Annotated in this window: 10 protein-coding genes; 8 read left to right on the top strand and 2 right to left on the bottom strand. The window is 70.9% G+C overall.

The features are described 5' to 3' along the window. Positions 1 to 86 precede the first annotated feature (86 nt). On the top strand, positions 87 to 1,589 hold the full coding sequence (guaB, locus tag AB0D12_RS08810) for an IMP dehydrogenase (RefSeq protein ID WP_362678407.1): 1,503 nt from the start codon (positions 87 to 89) through the stop codon (positions 1,587 to 1,589). 113 nt (positions 1,590 to 1,702) lie between these two features. Continuing rightward, complete coding sequence (locus tag AB0D12_RS08815) at positions 1,703 to 2,827, top strand: GuaB3 family IMP dehydrogenase-related protein (protein ID WP_362678409.1); 1,125 nt, start codon at positions 1,703 to 1,705, stop codon at positions 2,825 to 2,827. Between the two features lie 107 nt (positions 2,828 to 2,934). On the opposite strand, the gene AB0D12_RS08820 is transcribed toward AB0D12_RS08815, so the two are convergent. Together AB0D12_RS08820 and AB0D12_RS08825 are read right to left on the bottom strand one after the other, a co-directional pair. After that, positions 2,935 to 3,423 (bottom strand): hypothetical protein, encoded by a 489-nt coding sequence (locus tag AB0D12_RS08820; protein WP_362678411.1) that lies wholly within the window; start codon positions 3,421 to 3,423, stop codon positions 2,935 to 2,937. Between the two features lie 112 nt (positions 3,424 to 3,535). Next, on the bottom strand, positions 3,536 to 4,777 hold the full coding sequence (locus AB0D12_RS08825; RefSeq protein ID WP_362678413.1) for a nucleotide sugar dehydrogenase: 1,242 nt from the start codon (positions 4,775 to 4,777) through the stop codon (positions 3,536 to 3,538). Positions 4,778 to 5,006: 229 nt separating this feature from the next. On the opposite strand from AB0D12_RS08825, the gene AB0D12_RS08830 reads away from it, so the two are divergent. The 6 genes from AB0D12_RS08830 (at position 5,007) to AB0D12_RS08855 (ending at position 17,680) form a co-directional block, all read left to right on the top strand. Continuing rightward, complete coding sequence (locus tag AB0D12_RS08830; RefSeq protein ID WP_362678415.1) at positions 5,007 to 6,713, top strand: glycerol-3-phosphate dehydrogenase/oxidase; 1,707 nt, start codon at positions 5,007 to 5,009, stop codon at positions 6,711 to 6,713. Between the two features lie 326 nt (positions 6,714 to 7,039). Further along, positions 7,040 to 9,316 carry a serine/threonine-protein kinase gene (locus AB0D12_RS08835; RefSeq protein ID WP_362678417.1) on the top strand — a complete coding sequence of 759 codons (2,277 nt, stop codon included), beginning with the start codon at positions 7,040 to 7,042 and terminating at the stop codon, positions 9,314 to 9,316. A gap of 139 nt (positions 9,317 to 9,455) precedes the next feature. Continuing rightward, the gene (locus AB0D12_RS08840) at positions 9,456 to 12,446 is read left to right on the top strand and encodes a protein kinase (protein WP_362678419.1); all 2,991 of its coding nucleotides are present in this window, start codon (positions 9,456 to 9,458) and stop codon (positions 12,444 to 12,446) included. 155 nt (positions 12,447 to 12,601) lie between these two features. After that, entirely contained in the window at positions 12,602 to 14,230 is a 1,629-nt protein-coding gene (locus tag AB0D12_RS08845; protein ID WP_362678420.1) for a serine/threonine-protein kinase, read from the top strand. Between the two features lie 29 nt (positions 14,231 to 14,259). Next, the gene (locus tag AB0D12_RS08850) at positions 14,260 to 15,879 is read left to right on the top strand and encodes a serine/threonine-protein kinase (RefSeq protein ID WP_362678422.1); all 1,620 of its coding nucleotides are present in this window, start codon (positions 14,260 to 14,262) and stop codon (positions 15,877 to 15,879) included. A gap of 79 nt (positions 15,880 to 15,958) precedes the next feature. Beyond that, positions 15,959 to 17,680 (top strand): serine/threonine-protein kinase, encoded by a 1,722-nt coding sequence (locus AB0D12_RS08855; RefSeq protein WP_362678424.1) that lies wholly within the window; start codon positions 15,959 to 15,961, stop codon positions 17,678 to 17,680. Positions 17,681 to 17,710 lie beyond the last annotated feature (30 nt).

Here is a 17,710-nt window from a genome sequence, read left to right on the forward strand (position 1 = left end):
CGCTGATCTTGATCGTGGAATGAGACCGCTGCTGAGCCCGTTAGCATGGACATCCGCACCGATCAAGGCCATTTGGGGAAGGTGTCATGACCAACGTCGACGGAGTGCCCGATAAATTCGCGACACTCGGGCTGACCTACGACGATGTGCTGCTGCTGCCGGGCTGCTCTGACATGGCGCCCGACCAGATCGACACCTCCTCGTACATCTCGAAGAACGTACGGGTGAAGATTCCGCTGCTGTCCGCCGCGATGGACAAGGTCACCGAGGCCCGTATGGCCATCGCCATGGCCCGGCAGGGCGGCGCCGGTGTGCTGCACCGCAATCTCTCCATCGCCGACCAGGCCAACCAGGTCGACCTGGTCAAGCGCTCCGAGTCCGGCATGGTGAGCGACCCGATCACGGTGAGCCCGGACGCGACGCTCACCGAGGCCGACCAGCTGTGCGCCAAGTTCCGTATCAGCGGCGTCCCGGTGACCGACCGCGCCGGCAAGCTGCTCGGCATCGTCACCAACCGCGACATGGCCTTCGAGTCGGACCGTACGCGCCAGGTGCGCGAGGTCATGACTCCGATGCCGCTGGTCACCGGCAAGGTCGGGATCTCCGGTGTGGACGCCATGGAGCTGCTGCGCCGGCACAAGATCGAGAAGCTTCCGCTGGTCGACGAGGCCGGTGTGCTCAAGGGCCTGATCACGGTCAAGGACTTCGTCAAGGCCGAGAAGTACCCGAACGCCGCCAAGGACAAGGACGGCCGGCTGCTCGTCGGCGCGGCCGTCGGTGTTGCCGGTGACGCGTACGAGCGGGCCCAGGCGCTGATCGAGGCGGGCGTTGACTTCATCGTCGTCGACACCGCGCACGGCCACTCCCGGCTGGTCGGCGACATGGTCGCCAAGATCAAGTCGAATGCGGCCGGAGTCGATGTCATCGGCGGCAACATCGCCACCCGCGACGGCGCACAGGCGCTGATCGACGCCGGTGTCGACGGCATCAAGGTCGGTGTCGGACCGGGCTCCATCTGTACGACGCGTGTGGTCGCCGGCATTGGCGTACCGCAGGTCACCGCGATCTACGAAGCCTCCCTCGCCGCCAAGGCGGCCGGCGTCCCGGTCATCGGTGACGGCGGTCTGCAGTACTCCGGCGACATCGCGAAGGCGCTGGTCGCGGGCGCGGACACGGTGATGCTCGGCTCGCTGCTCGCCGGCTGCGAGGAGTCGCCGGGCGAACTGCTCTTCATCAACGGCAAGCAGTTCAAGTCGTACCGCGGCATGGGTTCGCTGGGCGCGATGCAGACCCGTGGCGAGCAGCGTTCCTTCTCGAAGGACCGTTACTTCCAGGAGGGCGTGGCCTCCGACGAGAAGCTGGTGCCCGAGGGCATCGAGGGCCAGGTGCCCTACCGCGGTCCGCTCTCCGCGGTCGTGCACCAACTGACTGGTGGTCTGCGGCAGTCGATGTTCTACGTCGGCGGACGTACGGTGCCGGAGCTGCAGGACCGCGGCCGGTTCGTACGGATCACGTCGGCGGGGCTCAAGGAGAGTCACCCGCACGACATCCAGATGACGGTCGAGGCGCCGAACTACACCAGGCGCTGACAGCTGTGTGCTGAACGCATGCGGTGAGGGGCGGCTCCGGGGTTCCGGGGCCGCCCCTCCCGTGTGTGTCGGGGATACTGGAACCGCAGACGTAGAGGGAAAGGCCACACATCGTGACTGAGATCGAGATCGGGCGCGGAAAGCGCGGCCGCCGGGCGTACGCGTTCGATGACATCGCCGTCGTACCGAGCCGGCGTACGCGGGACCCGAAGGAGGTCTCGATCGCCTGGCAGATCGACGCCTACCGCTTCGAGCTGCCGTTCCTGGCCGCTCCGATGGACTCGGTGGTCTCTCCGCAGACCGCGATCCGCATCGGTGAGCTGGGCGGACTGGGTGTGCTCAACCTCGAGGGCCTGTGGACCCGGTACGAGGACCCGCAGCCGCTGCTCGACGAGATTACTGAGCTCGACGAGGACGCCGCGACCCGCCGTCTGCAGGAGATCTACGCAGCCCCGATCAAGGAGGAGCTGATCGGGCAGCGGATCAAGGAGGTGCGCGACTCGGGTGTGGTGACCGCCGCCGCGCTCTCGCCGGGGCGCACCGCGCAGTTCTCAAAGGCCGTGGTGGACGCGGGCGTCGACATCTTCGTCATCCGCGGTACGACGGTCTCCGCCGAGCATGTCTCTGGCGCGGCCGAGCCGCTGAACCTGAAGCAGTTCATTTACGAGCTCGATGTGCCGGTCATCGTGGGCGGCTGCGCCACCTACACGGCCGCGCTGCACCTGATGCGTACGGGCGCCGCGGGCGTCCTGGTCGGCTTCGGCGGCGGCGCCGCGCACACCACGCGCAACGTCCTGGGCATCCAGGTTCCGATGGCGACCGCTGTCGCCGATGTGGCCGCGGCCCGCCGCGACTACATGGACGAGTCCGGCGGCCGGTACGTCCACGTCATCGCGGACGGCGGCGTGGGCTGGTCCGGCGATCTGCCGAAGGCGATCGCCTGCGGCGCGGACTCGGTGATGATCGGCTCCCCGCTGGTCCGTGCGACGGACGCGCCGGGCAAGGGCCACCACTGGGGCATGGAGGCAGTCCACGAGGACGTGCCGCGCGGCAAGCTGGTGGACCTGGGCATCGTGGGCACGACCGAGGAGGTCCTCACCGGTCCCTCGCACAGCCCCGACGGCTCGATGAACTTCTTCGGCGCGCTGCGCCGGGCGATGGCGACGACGGGCTACAGCGAGCTCAAGGAGTTCCAGCGCGTCGAGGTGACGGTGGCGGACTCGCAGCACCGCCGCTGACACCGCCGCCGGCGGTCGTACGGTCTGTACGGGTCGTACGGCTCGTACGGTCAGTACGCACAAGGGGCCCCGCACCTGGTGGTGCGGGGCCCCTTCGCTTGCGTGGATCAGCCGTTGGCCTTCTTGGCACCGGCGAACGCGGCGACCGGGCCGATGGCGAGGAAGACGTAGGACATGAAGTCCGCCGCTTCCTTCCACACCTTGGTCAGGTCACCGAAGTGGCCGAAGAAGTACTCCGTGAAGGAGAGGTCGCCCAACTTCGTGAAGATGACCGCGATGGCGACCAGCTGGCCCAGGTACACGGCACCGAGCGCGAGCACCGCGCTGATGACGGGCAGGGCCGGGTTGCGGCCGCCGACCTTGGCGGCGGCGAAGCCGACAAGGAAGCCGACGCCGATGGCTGCGTAACCGATCTCGCGCTCGATCGCACCGCCGATGGCGCCGTACGCGCCCGCGGCGACCAGGGCGGCGACGACGGCGGCCACCAGGCCGAGGCCGACGTTGTCGCGGACCGGGGCCGGCGGCGGAGTCGGGGCGTACGGGGCGCCTTCGCCGGCGAACGGGTTGCCGGACGGCGGTGGAACAGGCTGGCTCATGTGGAATTTCCCCCAGGGACGAATGCATCGCACGACCGTGCGAGCGGAGGTCCCGGAGACTAGCAGCCCGGTCCGACGGTGCAGCATTCAGTTATCGAGCCGTTGTGAGGGCTCAGAGGCGGTGCGCTGCGCCGACCGGGGTGGCTCCCCTTGTGTCCAGCAGGAGTTGGGCCTTGACCGCGAGACCCTGGAGGTCGTACGTGCGGTGGTGCTGGAGAAGCACCGTCAGATCCGCGCTGGCGGCGGCCTCGTAGAGCGAGTCGGCCCGAGGCACCGGCTGATCGCCGACGCGCCAGTCGGGGACGTAGGGGTCGTGGTAGCTGACGGCTGCGCCGAGGTCCAGCAGACGGCGGGCGATCTCGGTCGCCGGGGAGCTCTCCAGGTCGGCGAGGTCCGGCTTGTAGGTGATGCCCATGAGCAGCACGCGCGCGCCGCGGGCCGATTTGCCGTGTTCGTTGAGGAGGGTGGCGCAGCGCTGGATGACGTACTGCGGCATCCGGGTGTTGATCTCCTGGGCTAGGCCGACCATTCGCAAGGGGTGGCCGGTGGTACGGCCGGTGTGCGGGAGGCAGTTGGGGTCGAGGGGGACGCCGTAGCCGCCGACGCCCGGGCCGGGGCGGAAGGCATGGAAGCCGAACGGCTTGGTCTCGGCGCAGCGGATGACGTCCCACAGGTCGACGCCGAGGTCGTGGCAGAGCACCGCCATCTCGTTGACCAGGGCGATGTTGACATGTCGGAAGTTCGTCTCGAGGACCTTGACGGTCTCGGCCTCGCGCGGTCCGCGAGCGCGGACCACTTTGTCGGTGAGCCGGCTGTAGAAGGTGGCTGCCGATTCGGTGCAGGCCGGGGTGAGACCGCCGATGACCTTGGGGGTGTTGGCGTAGTCGTGGGTGCGGCTGCCCGGGTCGACGCGGCTGGGGGAGTAGGCGAGATGGAAGTCGCGGCCGGCCCGCAGTCCGGAGCCTTCCTCGAGGATGGGGCGGAGGAAGTTCTCCGTGGTGCCGGGCTGGACGGCCGATTCCAGCAGCACGGTGGTGTGCGGGCGCAGTCGGGCCGACAGTGCCCGGGCGGCTTCGGCGACCGCTGTGAGGTCGAGGGTGCCGTCCGCGCCGAGAGGTGTGGGGGCGCAGATGACGGCGGTGCGTACGCGGCCGAGTTCGCCCGGGTCGGTGACGGTCCGGAAGCCCCCCGAGAGCATCCGGCGGATGTCGGCGGGGGTGCGTCCCGCGGCCGGTTCCGTGAGGTGGCGTGGGTCGGTGTCGTAGCCGATGGTTTCGATGCCGACGGCTACGGCGGCTTGGGCGAGGGGCAGGCCGAGGTGGCCGAGTCCGATGACGGCGAGATCTGCGGGCATGGCGTTGGCCGTCCTTCCCTTAGCCGGAGGGGACAGAGAGCGCAAGCCCTGTGGGCAGAACGAGCGTGCGCAATGTCAGACTAGGCGTAAATATGACCGATATGCCGCATTGCAAGCTTGTGGCTGGCCGAGTGTTATCCACAGCCGGTGGCTGAAGTCGCCGAGTGCGGACAGAATCGACGTTGTGAGCCCGACCGCAGGGGACACACGGGGGCGACGGGAGGCAACAGTGAGGACAGCGACACTGGGACCCGCGGAGCGCGCCGAGGCGCTCGCCGGGATGGCCGAGCGTGAACTGGACGTGCTGGTAGTGGGCGCGGGCGTGGTCGGAGCCGGGACCGCGCTGGACGCCGCGACGCGCGGGCTCTCGACCGGTCTGGTCGAGGCGCGCGACTGGGCATCGGGCACGTCGAGCCGGTCGAGCAAGCTGATCCACGGCGGGCTGCGCTATCTGGAGATGCTGGACTTCGCGCTCGTACGGGAGGCGCTGAAGGAGCGTGGGCTGCTGCTGGAGCGGCTGGCACCGCATCTGGTGAAACCGGTGCCGTTCCTGTATCCGCTGCAGCACAAGGGCTGGGAGCGGCTGTACGCCGGATCGGGCGTCGCGCTCTACGACGCGATGTCGGTGTCGTCGGGGCACGGGCGCGGACTGCCTGTCCACCGTCATCTCTCCAAACGGCGCGCGCTGCAGGTCGCGCCCTGTCTGAAGAAGGACGCCCTGGTCGGGGCCTTGCAGTACTACGACGCCCAGATGGACGACGCACGCTATGTGGCGACGCTGGTGCGCACGGCGGCGAGCTATGGCGCCCAAGTCGCCAGCCGGGCCCGGGTGGTCGGGTTCCTGCGGGAGGGCGAGCGGGTCGTCGGGGCGCGGGTGCAGGACGTCGAGGCCGGCGGGGAGTACGAGATCCGGGCCAAACAGGTCGTCAACGCCACGGGTGTGTGGACGGACGACACCCAGGCGCTGATCGGGGAGCGCGGGCAGTTCCATGTGCGCGCGTCCAAGGGCATACATCTGGTGGTGCCCAAGGACCGGATCCACTCGACGAGCGGGCTGATCCTGCGGACCGAGAAGTCGGTGCTGTTCGTCATCCCGTGGGGCCGGCACTGGATCGTGGGGACGACGGACACCGACTGGGACCTGGACAAGGCCCATCCGGCGGCATCCAGCGCGGACATCGACTATCTGCTGGAGCACGTCAATTCGGTGCTGGCGGTGCCGCTGACCCGGGACGACGTCGAGGGTGTGTACGCCGGGCTGCGGCCGCTGCTCGCCGGGGAGTCGGACGCGACCAGCAAACTGTCGCGCGAACACACGGTGGCGCATCCGGTGCCGGGTCTCGTGGTCGTCGCGGGCGGTAAGTACACGACGTACCGCGTGATGGCGAAGGACGCGGTGGACGAGGCGGTGCACGCGCTCGACCAGCGGGTGGCCGCGTGCGTCACGGAGGACGTGCCACTGGTCGGGGCCGAGGGATACGGCGCGCTGTGGAACGCGCGGGCGAGGATCGCGGCGCGGACCGGGCTTCATGTGGTGCGCGTGGAGCATCTGTTGAACCGGTACGGCTCGATGATCGAGGAGCTGTTGACCCTGATCGCCGACGATCCGACGCTCGGTGAGCCGCTGGGCAGTGCGGACGACTATCTGCGGGCCGAGATCGTCTATGCCGCCTCGCACGAAGGGGCGCGGCACCTCGACGACGTACTGACACGACGGACCCGGATCTCGATCGAGACCTTCGACCGGGGGACGCGGAGTGCGCGCGAGTGTGCGGAGCTGATGGCGCCGGTGCTGGGTTGGGACAAGGAGCACATCGAGAAGGAGGTGGAGCACTACGAGAAGCGGGTCGAGGCGGAGCGTGAATCGCAGCGGCAGCCGGACGACCTGACGGCGGACGCGGCGCGGCTGGGGGCGCCGGACATCGTGCCGATCTGACCTCTGGAGATCTGTCCGGCTCCCTGCTTCCGGCCCCGAACCGGCGGAAATCGGCCTCTGGAAAGGTCGGTTCGGGGCGGCGAGTGGAACGGAGGGGTGCCGTCCGTTTGGCCGGGCAGGGCTACGACCAGCGGAGCGGTGAGCTTCACCGCGAGTAATGGCATTGTGGGTGGTCCCATGCTTCCGGACCCGTCCCGGCGGACGGCGGACCCGGGAGAAACGCCGGTCCTGGAGTAGGGGACAATGGGGGCTCTGCCAGGGCGGGTTACCGCATCGCGCGGGAAGCGGCAGGCGCGGGCGAAGATCAGGGATCGCAGAGGGGACGCATGTCGGAGGCGGAGCAGTCGCGGGAGCCCCAGCGGGACACGGCCGAGGAGCCCCAGCGGGACGCCGGGCAGGATTCCGGGACGGAGCTCGAGGCGGAGTCCAAGGACTCCAAGAAGGAGCTCGGCAAGGAGCCCGAGCCGGGGCCCAGGTCGGAGCCCGTGAAGGGATCCGGGACCGGGTCCGGGGCGGGGCCCGCGAAGGGTTCCGGGGGGACTGACCGGGGCTCAGGGTGGGGTGCGGAGAAGGTTTCCGGTCACGGTGCCGAGGCCGGGTCCGGTGCTGGGTCTGCGGACTCCGCGGCCGGGGCAGGGTCCGCTGAGCGTGGGGCCAAGGCTGGGTCTGCGGGGTCCGGGGCAGGGTCCGGGTCCAAGGCCGGGGCCGTCGCGTCCGGAGCCGGGCAGGGCGCTGCCAAGGCTGCCGCGGGCGGAAAGGGGTTCGGGCGGGAGACCGAAGGGCGGCTTCTCGCCGGGCGTTACCGGCTCGGAGGCGTGCTCGGGCGCGGTGGCATGGGCACGGTCTGGCGAGCCGTCGACGAGACGCTCGGCCGTACCGTCGCCGTGAAGGAACTGCGCTTCCCCAACAGCATCGACGAAGAAGAGAAGCGCCGGCTCATCACGCGTACGCTGCGCGAGGCCAAGGCGATCGCCCGGATCCGCAACAACAGCGCGGTGACCGTCTACGACGTCGTCGACGAGGACGACCGCCCGTGGATCGTCATGGAGCTCGTCGAGGGCAAGTCCCTCGCCGAAGCCGTACGTGAGGACGGCACGCTGACTCCGCGGCGGGCCGCCGAGGTCGGGCTGGCGATCCTCGACGTACTGCGTTCCGCGCACCGCGAGGGCATCCTGCATCGCGATGTGAAGCCGTCCAATGTGCTGATCGGCGCGGACGGGCGTGTGGTGCTCACCGACTTCGGTATCGCGCAGGTCGAAGGCGACCCGTCGATCACCTCGACCGGCATGCTCGTCGGCGCCCCTTCGTACATCTCGCCCGAGCGCGCCCGTGGCCACAAGCCCGGGCCGGCCGCCGACCTCTGGTCGCTGGGAGGCCTGCTGTACGCGAGCGTCGAGGGCTGCCCGCCGTACGACAAGGGCTCCGCGATCGCGACGCTGACCGCCGTGATGACCGAGCCGCTCGACCCGCCGAAGAACGCGGGCCCGCTGGAGGAGGTCATCTACGGCCTGCTCGCCAAGGACCCCGATCAGCGTCTTGACGACGCGGGCGCACGGGCGTTGCTCATCGATGTATTGCACGCGCCCGAGGCGCCGGAGCGGGTCGCCGAGCCGGAGCCGTCGCCCGAGGCCACCCGGGCCATCGCGCTGCCGCCGCTCCCTCCGAAGCCGCCGGAGGCGAAGCCGAAGGACTCCTCGGCCGACCGGGTGCGCGGTGCGCTGCGCTCCGTACGGAACGCGGCGGCGGCCGCGAAGCCGGAACAGAAGCCGAACCCGCGGCCCACGCCGCAGGCACCCGCCGCGCGGCCCGCGCCGGTGCGGGCGCCGCTCACCGATGTGGTGCCGCGCCGCACGCTGGTGATCATCGCGGTCCTCGCCGCGCTCGCCGTGCTGTCCACCGGGCTCTATCTGACGCTGGGCGGCGACGACAAGGGCGGCAAGGGCAAGCCCAAGGGCGACAAGTCCGCTTCGGCCGGGGCCACGAACGGCGGCAACGGCAACGGCAAGGGCACGGACGCCGGCAAGGGCACCGGTAAGGGCACGGACACGGGCACGGGCGGCGGCAAGGATGACACCGGCGGCAGCGGCGCGGCCGGGCAGCCGTCGGGCAAGCCCAAGACCGACGACTCCGCGGGCGGGAACGGGCTGCCGGCCGGGTACGCGATGATGTCCAACGACCAGTTCCACTTCACCATGGCGATGCCCAAGGGCTTCAAGCTCACCGGCATCGCGGGTGAGAACTCCGGCGGGATTTTCAGCGCCGGTGGTGGATTCCCGCGCATCCAGGTCGACTTCAACCCCAGCCCCAAGGACGACGCCGCCGCTGCCTGGAATGCGGCGATGCCGGGGACCGCAGGCAGCAGCAGTGGCTACAAGCACCTCGGGATCCGCGCGGTCGAGTACAACGGCTATCCGACCGTCGCCGACTGGAAGTTCGAGCGCAATCAGGACGGCAAGCGGGTACGGATCCTCAACAGGGGCTTCAGGGTGGATGCCACGCACGGCTACTCGATCATGATCACGTGCGTGGCGAGCGAGTGGGGTAGCGCGGAGTGCGAGACGCTGCGCAAGACGGCGTTCGCCACATTCAAGCCCAAGGACTGAGTAAGGCCACGTATCGTGAGAGCTCGCGGACGGTACGCAGCCGCGAGGGGTCGTAAGAGGCCGTCAAACGACCGGAATTGACGGTTTGGTGTCGGCCTCCGGGACCAGCCGGGGGACAGCGCGCTCGTGGGGAGGCGTCGTGGACGACTATGCGGGACGGGTGCTCGCCGACCGCTACCGCCTGCCGCTGCCGCCTTCCGACGCGTACGAACTGGTCGAGACCCGCGCGTTCGACACCTACAGCGGACAGGAAGTCCTGGTGCGGCAGGTGCCGTTACCGGAGGTCGTGGACGCAGAGGTGCTCGACGCGGACGGCATGGCCGGTGCCGCGGTACCAAGGAGAGCCCAGGGGCGCACGACGCGACGGCCCACGGACCCGGCGGTGCGGCGGGCCATCGACGCGGCGCAGGCCGCGGCACAGATCCCCGATCACCCGCGCCTGGACCAGGTCTTCGACGTCTTCGCGGAGGGCGGCTCGCTCTGGATAGTGAGCGAACGCGTCGCGGCCCGGCCGCTGGCGGCGCTCCTCGCGGAGAAGCCGCTCAGTCCGTATCGCGCGGCCGAGGTCGCCTCCGATGTGCTCACCGCGCTCCGTGTACTGCACGCGCACGGCTGGACCCACCGGAACATCACCGTCCGCACAGTGCTTGTCTGCGACGACGGGCGCGTGGTTCTGACCGGACTTGCGTCCGGTGCGGCCGAGGAGGCGCTCTGCGGATACGCCCCGGTGCCGGCGCCGCCGGAGGAGAGTGACCAGCAGGACGAGGTTATTGACGCGGAGTTGGAGCCGCTGCCGGCGGCGGGAGTTCCCGCATCGCCGGGGCGGGCAGCGCTGGAGACCGCCCGCTCGGAAGATGCGGACGACGAGGCGGATGCGGATGCCGCGGCGGATGCGGATGCGGATGCGGATGCCGAGGATGACGGTCCGTACGAGGCGCCCCCAGCACCGGTCGCGCTGCCGGGCAGCGGGACCCGCGGTGGTGTGCCGGATGTCCGCGCCGCCAGGGCGGGCGCGATCGCCGCGTATCGCGCGGGCGCCAGGGCCGCTGCACGCGTCAGCGAGAACCAGCGCCCGGACGAGGGGCCGGGCGATCCGGTGGACCGCCCGGTGCAGACCGGCTACGACCCGGACTGGTGGGCCCAGCGACCGGGCGACCTGCGCCCGGCCATCGACGTGGACGACATCGACGACGACGAGGACGACGAGGACGACGGGGACGACGAGGGTGGCTGGTATCCGGGCGACGGCTCTCGCGGTCCCGGCCACGCCCGGCTGGCCGGGACGTGGCACGACGGGCCGTTCCCGGGCAGTGAAGGTCCCGGACCCGTACCCGCGGGCGGCAGCGGCATGCCCGCCGGAGGCAGGCCCGTACAGGGAGTCCCCACAGGTGCCGGGCCCGCCGACGGTGAACTGCCGTACGGTGTGCGCCGGGCGGCACCGGACAGCGGCCATCGCTCCGACCGCGACCGCTCCGACCGCGACCGCTCCGACCGCGACCGCTCAGACCGCTCAGACCGCTCGGGACGCTCCGAGCGCTCCGACCGCGACCGCTCCGGTGGCAGCCCTTACGGCGGTTCCCCTCCCGCGCTGCCCGCCCCCCGGCCCGGAGGCGGACGCGCCCCGCAAGGCAGCAGCGACCCCTACGGCGCCCGGCCCGCCCTGCCCGGCGCCCGCTCCGGCGCCCCGTCCGGCCCCCGGCCCGCCGCCCCCGCCGCAGGCAGCAGCGGGAGTTGGGAGCACGGCGGTGGCGGGGACGCACTGCGCGCAGACGCCCAACGGCAGCCCGTCGTGGCCGGCAGCAGCGCCCCCACCGGGCGTTGGGACGAGATCGTCGCGAGCGGCGGCACCCCCGCGTACCGCGGCCCCGCCACGCCCCTCGCCGCCGAGCGCGCCCGGCAGGCGCGCATCGCGGTCGTCGGTGCCGTCACCGAGCGATGGGCGCCCGAGCAGGCCGGACCCGTCCACGAGAACTGGCAGTTGGCCGCCCCGGTCGGCCCCTCGACCGATCTGTGGGCGCTCGGTGCGCTGCTCTACCGGGCCGTGCAGGGCCATGCCCCGTACCCCGAGGAGAGCGCCGTCGAGCTGGTCCAGCTCGTCTGCGCCGAGCCGCCCGCGTTCGCCGAGGAGTGCGGTCCGCTGCGCCCCGTCGTCGAGTCGCTGCTGCGGCAGGACCCCACCGAGCGCCCGGACTTCGAGGAGCTGCGCGGCTGGCTGCGTTCACTCGTACGGTCCGCGCCCGAGCCCGAGGCCGGTATGGACGTCGTGCCGCTGCCGGCGAGCGCCGTCGACGGCACGCGGCTGCCCGTCGTACGCCGCCGGGGCGAGCTGGTGCGCAAGCGCCGCGCCGGCTCGGCCGAGGTGGTCCACGGCCGCCACCGCCACGCGAAGTCGAAGCGGGAGCGGCGCAGACGCGGCGAGCGCGGGCTGCGGGCGCTCGGCCGCACCCTCCTGCTGCTGATCCTGGTCGTCCTGGTGGCCGCCGTCGCGTACGCGGTGCTGTTCATGCCGAAGTCCGGCCAACAGCAACAGGACCAGCCGCTGCCCAAGAACGGCGCCCGCCCGCCGGCCAGCAGCGCGAGCCCGGACCGCACCGCCCCGGACACCCCGCCCGCGACCTCAACCGGCAGCCCCGGGAGTGCCCAGCAGCCGCAGACCTCGGCCCCGGCCGGGAAACTCCCGGACGGCTATGCGCTGCGCAAGGACCCCGAAGGCTTCCAGATCGCCGTCGACAAGACCTGGCAGCGCCGTTCCATCAATGACAGCGGCCAAGTCCGCTACACCGACGGAATCTTCACACTGATAGTCGTCCCCGGCCGGGACCCCGTGAAGACCAACGGCAACGACCCGCTGGCATACCAGCGAGACAAGGAGCGCGAGCTCCAGCCGTTCCGGGACTCCTCCTGGGCCGGGGCGACCGGACTGCGCCGTATCGACGTCGGGCAGCAGGCCATGGCAGAGGGCCAGTTCACTTGGCAGGACAGCAGCGGCCGTGAGGTCTATGTGCGCAACCTCGCCCTGATCGTCGACGGCAGCTATCACGTCATCCAGGTGATCGGCCCTGAGGACCGGCGCGACAAGGTGACGGAGGCCTACCAGGAAGCCACGAACGCCTACCGCGCGACCCGTTAGACACCTGGACACCTGCCGTACACCCGTTAGCGGGCGTTTTGGCTGTCGTTGCGCAGAGTCACAAGCATCACAGTGAGGTCACTTGAGCCATCCGAGGTTCCGCGCCCGTACTTCACCTCCGTAACCTGTGATCCCAAGGAAACGGGGCGGGGGACGTGGAACACTCTCAGAGCACGGGCGCGGGTCTCTTGCTCGCCGGGCGTTACCGGCTGAGCGAGACGATCGGCACCGGCGGCATGGGCAAGGTCTGGCGCGCACACGACGAGGTGCTGCACCGGGTCGTCGCGGTCAAGGAGCTGACGGCGGGTCGGTATGCCTCCGAAGCCGACCGGATCGTCCTGCATGCCCGCACTCAGAAAGAGGCCCGGGCCGCCGCCAGGATCAGCCACCCCGGTGTCGTCACCGTCCATGACGTACTCGAGCACGACTCGCGCCCCTGGATCGTCATGCAGTACGTCGACGGGCCTTCGCTCGCCGACGCGGCCAAGGAGTCCGGACGGATCCAGGCGCTCGAGGCCGCCCGCATCGGGCTGCACGTGCTGCGCGCGCTGGGTGCCGCGCACGCCGCCGGTGTGCTCCACCGGGACGTCAAGCCCGCCAACATACTGCTCAATCGCGACGGCCGGGTCCTGATCACCGACTTCGGAATCGCCGCGATCGAGGGCGACTCGACGATCACCCGCACCGGGGAAATAGTCGGATCCATCGACTACTTGGCTCCCGAGCGGGTGCGCGGCGCCGATCCGGGGCCGGCTTCCGACCTCTGGTCACTGGGCGCGACGCTCTACACGGCGGTGGAGGGCGAGTCGCCGTTCCGTCGCTCCTCGCCGCTCTCCACCATGCAGGCGGTGGTGGCCGAGGAGCCGCGCCACCCCGACTCGGCCGGTCTGCTCACGCCCGTGATCATGGAGCTGCTGCGCAAGGACCCCGCCGCCCGCCCTTCGGCCGCCGAGGCCGAACGGATGCTGCTGGCGGCGATGGACGGCCGCGGGCCGGCCCCGAAGCAGCCGCAGGTGCCCACTCAGCGGACGACCCAGCGGAACGTGCGGCCCGAGACCGCCAGGACGCCCGCGCCGACGCGGCCCGCACCTGTCCCGGTCCCCGCCCACACCAATACCAATACCAACACCAACGCCAACACCCACGTCAACACCACCGCTTCGGCGTCGGCACCGCGGCGCGGCGGTCGGCTGCGCATGGCGGCAATCGTCGTCGTACTCGCCGCCGTCGTCGGCGGTGGCGCGGGACTGGCCGCCATGAAGTACGCGGCCGGCAAGAACGGCCCGGACAGTACGGGCACCCAGTCGACCCCGGACACCTCCCCGTCGGCGTCCGCACCGTCCGGCTGGCACCGCGTCGACGACCCGGAAGGCTTCAGCCTGCTGGTGCCGAAGGGCTGGACGCGCCAGACGGACGGCGACCAGATCGACTACACGCCCGACAACGGCCGTCACCGCATCCGGATCAGCAGCGACACCTCGCCGGACTTCGAGAATCCGTACATGCACATGCTGGACATGGAGAAGAGTGTCAAGCGCCTGCCCAAGTACCAGAAGGTGAAGCTGCGCCCCAATACCTTCCGCGACCATACGAACTCCGCGCTCTGGGAGTTCTCCTGGACCGAAAAGACGGACTTCCCGGGCAAGCGGCGGGCCATCGACCAGATCTACTACGAGGACGACGGCACGGAGTACGCGCTCTATATGTCGGGCCCGGCCGAGGACTGGGCGACGACCCGCGAACAGTTCGACACCATGCTCGGCGGCTGGCAGCCTCCGGCATGATGGACGCAGGCTGATCGAGAAGGAGTTGCGTGTCCGAGGAATCGCGGCTGATCGCGGGCCGCTACCGGCTCCTGGACCTGCTTGGGCGCGGGGGCATGGGCACCGTGTGGCGCGCGGACGACGAGCTGCTGGGCCGTCGTGTCGCCGTCAAGGAGCTCCATCCTGACGACGGGAATTCCGGCCGTCCGGCGTCTCCGTACACCTCGGCGGCCGCACCCCTGCGCGAGGCCCGCGCCGTCGCCCGGGTCAAGCACCCGCATGTCATCGTCGTCCACGACGTGGTGGTGGATGACGGACTCGCGTACATCGTCATGGAACTGGTCGACGGTGGCTCGCTCGCCGAACGGATCTCCCACCGGGGTCCGGTCGATGTGGCGGAGGCGGCGCGGATGGGGCTCGCGCTGCTCGGCGCGCTGCGTGCCGCGCACGGGCTCGGGGTGCTGCACCGGGATCTGAAGCCCGCCAACGTACTGCTGGAGGAGTCCACCGGGCGGGTCGTCCTCACCGACTTCGGCATCGCGCACTTCGCCGGGGCCACCACGATCACCGAGTCGGGGTCGTTCGTCGGATCGCCGGAGTACACCGCGCCGGAGCGGATGTCGGGCGACATGGCCGGTCCCGCGTCCGATCTGTGGTCGCTCGGTGTGCTGCTGTGCGCGGCGCTCAGCGGTGAATCGCCGTTCCGCCGCGACTCCTTGGGCGGCATTCTGCACGCCGTCGTCGAGGACGAGATCCGTCCGCCCGCGCAGGCAGCCCCGCTGCTGCCCGTCGTCATGGGGCTCCTCGAACGGGACCCGGAGCGCCGGCTCGGTGCGGCGGAGGCGGAGGATCTGCTGCGTACGTACATCACGACGGGCTCGCTGCCGGTGGTCGCGGCGCAGTACACACCCACCCGCCAGGACACGCCGCCCGCGTCCTCGCCCCGGCAGCCGGTCGCCGCGCCGGCGCCCCCGTCCGCGCCCCGCCGTCGGGCGCCGTTCCTGGTCGCCGCCGCCGTGGTCGCCGCGCTGGCCGGAGCGGGAGGGGCGGCCGCGGTGCTGCTGCAGGACGACGGGCCGGGCGGCGCACAGGCCGGAAGAACGCCGAGCCCCACGGTCGTGAGCAGTACGCCGCCGGTACGCACCGCACAGTCACCCGCCCCGGGCGCGCAGCCGACCCCCACGGTGACCGTCACCACCTCTGCCGCCGCCGCCAACAGGCCCGTGGCGCCGGACGGTTACCTCACCGTGGCCGACCCGGACGGGTTCGCGCTCGCCGTCCCCGAGGGCTTTGTCCGCTCCGAGGACGACAAACGGGTCTACTTCATGGCGTCGGACAAGAGCATCAGGATCGGCGTCCGCGTGCAGAACCCCGCCTCCGACGGGCCGCTCGGTTCGATGCGACGTTCGGACGCCGACGGCCCGAACACCAATCCCGGCTACCACGACGCCAAGGTCACACCGACCACGCACAACGGACTGTCCGCCGCGCTCTGGGAGTTCACCTGGAACGGCTACTCCCAGGCCGAGGGGCCCCGGCACACGTACGACATCTGCTGGGACGAGGACGGCACGATGTACGACGTCTGGGTCTCGGCGCCGGTCGGCCGACTCGACGAGGCGCGACGGCACTTCGACACCGCGCTTGACTCCTTCACGCCGCACAGATGACGCGCGGACACGGTCACGGGTCTGCATCCGCTCCGCTGGGCCGGTGGTATCCACATCCACTTATGGTCAGGATGTGAGCATGACCAACGATGGGGGACGGGCGAACGAGCCCACCAGCTATGGACTCCGGCCGCCGAACGCCGCGCAGGTGCCGTCGCAGAGCGGCGCGTACCTGCCCACGCAGGCGTCCGAGCTGCCCGGTTCGCGCTCTGGAGATGCCGCCGCTTCCGGCGCCGGTTCCGGTTCGGGCGCCGGCGTCGGTTCGGGTGCCGGGACCGATCCCGAGGTGGGGCGGCTGATCGGCGGTCGCTACCGCCTCGTCTCGCGCCTCGGACACGGCGGAATGGGCACGGTCTGGCGGGCCCGCGACGAGGTCGTGGACCGCGACGTCGCGGTCAAGGAGCCACGCCTGCCGGACCATGTGAACGAGCGCGAGCGGGACAAGGTCTATCTGCGGATGCAGCGTGAGGCGCGCGCCGCGGCCCGGATCGACCACCCTTCCGTCGTCACCATGCACGACGTGGTGATCGAGGACGCCAAACCGTGGATCGTCATGGAGCTGGTGCACGGCCAGTCGCTCGCCGACCGGCTGCAGGACGGGACGCTCGACGTTCGTGAGGCGGCCAGGATCGGTCTCGCCGTACTCGGCGCGCTCTCCGCGGCCCACGAGGCCGGCGTGCTGCATCGCGATGTCAAACCGGACAACGTCCTGCTGGGGCGCGGCGACCGGGTCGTACTGACCGACTTCGGTATCGCGCAGGTCGAGGGCGAGCAGGGGCTGACGGAGACCGGGGCCTTCGTCGGGTCGCCGGAGTTCATCGCGCCGGAGCGGGTGCTGGGTCAGCAGCCGGGTCCCGAGTCGGATCTGTGGTCGCTGGGTGTGGTGCTGTACGCGGCGGTCGAGGGCATGTCTCCGTACCGCCGCTCCAACAGCCCCGCGACGCTGCAGGCGGTGCTCTCCGCCGAGCCGCAGACGCCCGCTCGCGGTTCCGGGGCCTTCGGCACGCTGGTGATGCAACTGCTGCGCAAGGACCCGGCGATGCGGCCGGACGCCGCGGAGATCCGGCAGACGCTGGAGTCGGTGGCGCGGCCGCCCCAGGTCCCGCTCGATGCGACCAGGCTTCTGGCGGGCGCCCCCGGCCAGGGCGCCGGCAGCCCGGCCGGGCGTGGGAGCCGGTGGGTGCCGCCGGTGCTGCAGGGCAACCGGCCGGCGCAGTTCGGTCTCGGCGGCGGGGTGCTCGCGGTGGCCGTCGCCCTGGTCCTGATCTTCGCCGATCCCTTCGGCGGCGACGGGATCCCGGAGGGCTGGGAGGTCCGCCCGGACCGTGAGGTCGTCTCGGCGAACATCGCCGTTCCGGCGGAGTACGAGCGGGTCGAGGGCGACGGCGGCAACAGCGTCACGTACTGGGATCCGAGCGGTGTCTTCCAGGTCTACATGGAGCGCATCGAGACCAAGACCGTGGAGGGCGAGCTCAAGCCGGAGGCCGACGTCTGGCGGCAGTACTACGAGAAGGGCGGCAAGGACGGCACCGAGATCAAGGACCAGGAGGTGAGGTCCTCGTCCACGACGCAGCAGGGCAGGAAGGCGTTCGACACGCTTGTCGACTATGTGCAGTTCAGCGACTCGAACGACGACCCGATCCGGTATCGCTGGCACGAACGCCTCGTCGGCACGGGCAAGGGCGCGGACGAGGTCTACTGGCGGCTGCGGGTGGCCGGGCCCGCGGAGGGCTGGGCGGCGAGGGAGGGCACCAAGCTCTTCGACGGGGTCGTCGAGCATCTGAAGATCCAGGATCTGTGAGCCCGGCGGGGCAGCCGGAGCCGGCAGACG

Source organism: Streptomyces sp. NPDC048479 (genome assembly GCF_040651435.1).
Taxonomy (GTDB): domain Bacteria; phylum Actinomycetota; class Actinomycetes; order Streptomycetales; family Streptomycetaceae; genus Streptomyces.